Source organism: Brevibacterium picturae (genome assembly GCF_030453725.1).
Lineage (GTDB): Bacteria > Actinomycetota > Actinomycetes > Actinomycetales > Brevibacteriaceae > Brevibacterium > Brevibacterium sandarakinum_A.
Window position 1 is genome coordinate 1 of the sequence record NZ_JAKDJU010000299.1, and the last position, 2308, is coordinate 2308.

The 2308-nt window shown below is 62.8% G+C and carries 3 protein-coding genes; 2 read left to right on the plus strand and 1 reads right to left on the minus strand.

From position 1 onward, the window contains the following. The first annotated feature begins 121 nt into the window (after nucleotides 1-121). Complete coding sequence (locus L0G76_RS15800; protein WP_304358084.1) at nucleotides 122-808, plus strand: SDR family oxidoreductase; 687 nt, start codon at nucleotides 122-124, stop codon at nucleotides 806-808. 79 nt (nucleotides 809-887) lie between these two features. On the opposite strand, the gene L0G76_RS15805 is transcribed toward L0G76_RS15800, so the two are convergent. Further along, the gene (locus tag L0G76_RS15805; RefSeq protein ID WP_304358085.1) at nucleotides 888-1541 is read right to left on the minus strand and encodes a dihydrofolate reductase family protein; all 654 of its coding nucleotides are present in this window, start codon (nucleotides 1539-1541) and stop codon (nucleotides 888-890) included. Between the two features lie 54 nt (nucleotides 1542-1595). Here L0G76_RS15805 and L0G76_RS15810 point away from each other — a divergent pair, with 54 nt between their 5' ends. After that, the gene (locus L0G76_RS15810) at nucleotides 1596-2129 is read left to right on the plus strand and encodes a winged helix-turn-helix transcriptional regulator (protein ID WP_304358086.1); all 534 of its coding nucleotides are present in this window, start codon (nucleotides 1596-1598) and stop codon (nucleotides 2127-2129) included. The last annotated feature ends 179 nt before the right edge of the window (nucleotides 2130-2308 follow it).

The following is a 2308-nucleotide window of genomic DNA, read 5'->3' on the forward strand; positions in this document are numbered from 1 at the left end:
GACGGTTGGGGTATGAAGGCGCCTCGGCATAGTTACGAGAATACCGCGTTGGAATAAAACACCGGTTCTCACGGCTGTGCTGGATGCAAGCGCCACAGGAAGATCGTTGAAGGAGAAGTACATGTCTGATGCAGACCGCGTAGTCATTCTCGGAGGACACGGCAAGATCGCCCTCATGGCCGCACCGAAGCTGAAGGAAGCCGGGTACTCGGTTGATTCGGTCATCCGCAACCCGGATCAGACCGCCGAGGTGGAGGCCGCGGGCGCGACCCCCGTCGTCCTCGACATCGAATCGGCCGACACCGACAAACTCACCGAGCTCTTCACCGGAGCAAAGGCCGTGATCTTCTCCGCTGGAGCCGGTGGCGGAGACCCAGAACGGACCCGTGCTGTCGATTTCGAGGCAGCCAAGCGCTCCATCGATGCCAGTGCACAAGCAGGAGTCGGTCGCTTTGTCATCGTGTCCTATGCGACCGCCGGCATCGACCTCGATCGCGTCGATCCGGACAGCTCGTTCTACCCCTATGTCCAGGCGAAACACGGTGCAGACGAGCACCTGCGTGCCAGCTCGCTCGACTACACCATCCTCGGACCCGGCAAGCTCACTCTGGAACCGTCTCAGCAGGCCGTTGCGCTGGCTGACGCCTCCGGGGACGTCGAAGGCGCAACGCCCAGCGACGAGGCCAAAGATACGTCACGCGAGCTCGTGGCTGACGTGATGACGCATGTTCTTGCTCAGGGCGCAGCGATCCGCGAGACCGTCAACTTCTATGACGGCCAGACCCCTATCGCTGATGCGGTGAAGTGACGGAAACCTTCGGGTAGCAGACGTTCTCGATTGGCAGCTTTCAGCTGACAGCAACTGAGGACGCAGTGATCGGGCGGGTTCAGGGCGAACCCGCCCGATCTCTTCTGTTCCACAGCTGATGAGTCAGACCGCTCGAGGAGCCGATCGTTTCGATATCGAACCGGTCTTCGACCCCTTCGATCCCCTCCCACAGTGAGGTCCCGTGGCCCAGCGTGATCGGCACGATGGCCACATTCATGAAGTCCACGAGGTCAGCGGCAAGGAACCGCCGCACCGTCGACGGCCCACCGCCGATGCGCACATCGAGACCGTTCGCCGCCTCCTTCGCCTGGCGAAGAGCCTCGACCGGTGCGGCATCGATGAAGTGAAAACTCGTCCCATTGGGGAAGTGCATGGGCTCACGCGTGTGATGAGTGAGCACGAAGCAAGGAGTCTTGAACGGCGGCTCCTCGCCCCACCAACCGCGCCAACCATCTTCCGGCCACGGGCCCTGCTGCGGTCCGAACTTCTTTCGCCCCATGATCTCGGCACCGATGCCCTGCCCCCACAGCGCGAAGAGGACTCGATCCATTGTCACCGGCGCATCGACGTCGCCGATGCCGTCGATTCCTTGGCCATCGAACCAGCCGAAGAGCGCCTGCGCGTCACCGATCGGCTTGTCGAATGTGACGTAGTCACCGGCGGAATACCCGTCGAGTGAGACGAACTGACTGTGCACACGAGCACGAAACATGATCACTCCGGTGTGATTGGCAACGATAATTGACTCAAGCGTAGAATGCAGTGATTGTGGAATGCAACCACTTGGGAGGACGAATTGCACAGCGAACCGCGCTCGGGGTGCGCGATCAATGCCGCCGTCGAAGTCCTCGGTGACTCCTGGAGCCTCATCGTGCTCCGCGACATCGTCTTCGGCGGTCGCCGCCACTTCCGCGAACTGCTGACCCTCAACGATGAAGGCATCGCCTCGAACATGCTGGCCGGTCGCCTGCGAAAGCTCGTCGAGGAAGGCCTGCTGACTCGCGCGGATGCCGTCAGGGGCCAACGCGCCGCCTATTCCCTCACCGAGGCGGGCATCCAGGTCGTGCCGGTCATGGTCGCACTCGGCACCTGGGGGATGAATCACCGCCCGACCTCGCGGGAGCTGACGGTGAGGGCGCGGATCCTCGCCGACTCTCCCGAACTCGTCGCTGATCTCATGGACGAACTCAGGGAAGTCCACCTCGGCGCGGGCCGACGCGATCGCACCCGGCCTCGGGCCTCGGAACGTTTGCAATCCGCGTACGAGGCTGCGGTGGGAGACGCCGGTGTCGACTGGTGAGAGCGCGGGGAATCATGAGGGTTCGCTGCCGGGCAGCTGAAGGCGGGCCAGCCACGCGTGATCGAGGATTGAGACGATATCGGTCAGCTTGCCGCCTGCGACAGTGCACGACATCAGGCCCAGCACGCGTCCGCCTGTCGTTGATACGAGTATTCCCGGCCCACCGTTGGCATTGACGC

Coding starts and splice junctions, on each gene's coding strand:
- L0G76_RS15805 (WP_304358085.1), bottom strand. CDS start 1,541: ATGTTTCGTGCTCGTGTGCACAGTCAGTTCGTCTCACTCGACGGGTAT.
- L0G76_RS15800 (WP_304358084.1), top strand. CDS start 122: ATGTCTGATGCAGACCGCGTAGTCATTCTCGGAGGACACGGCAAGATC.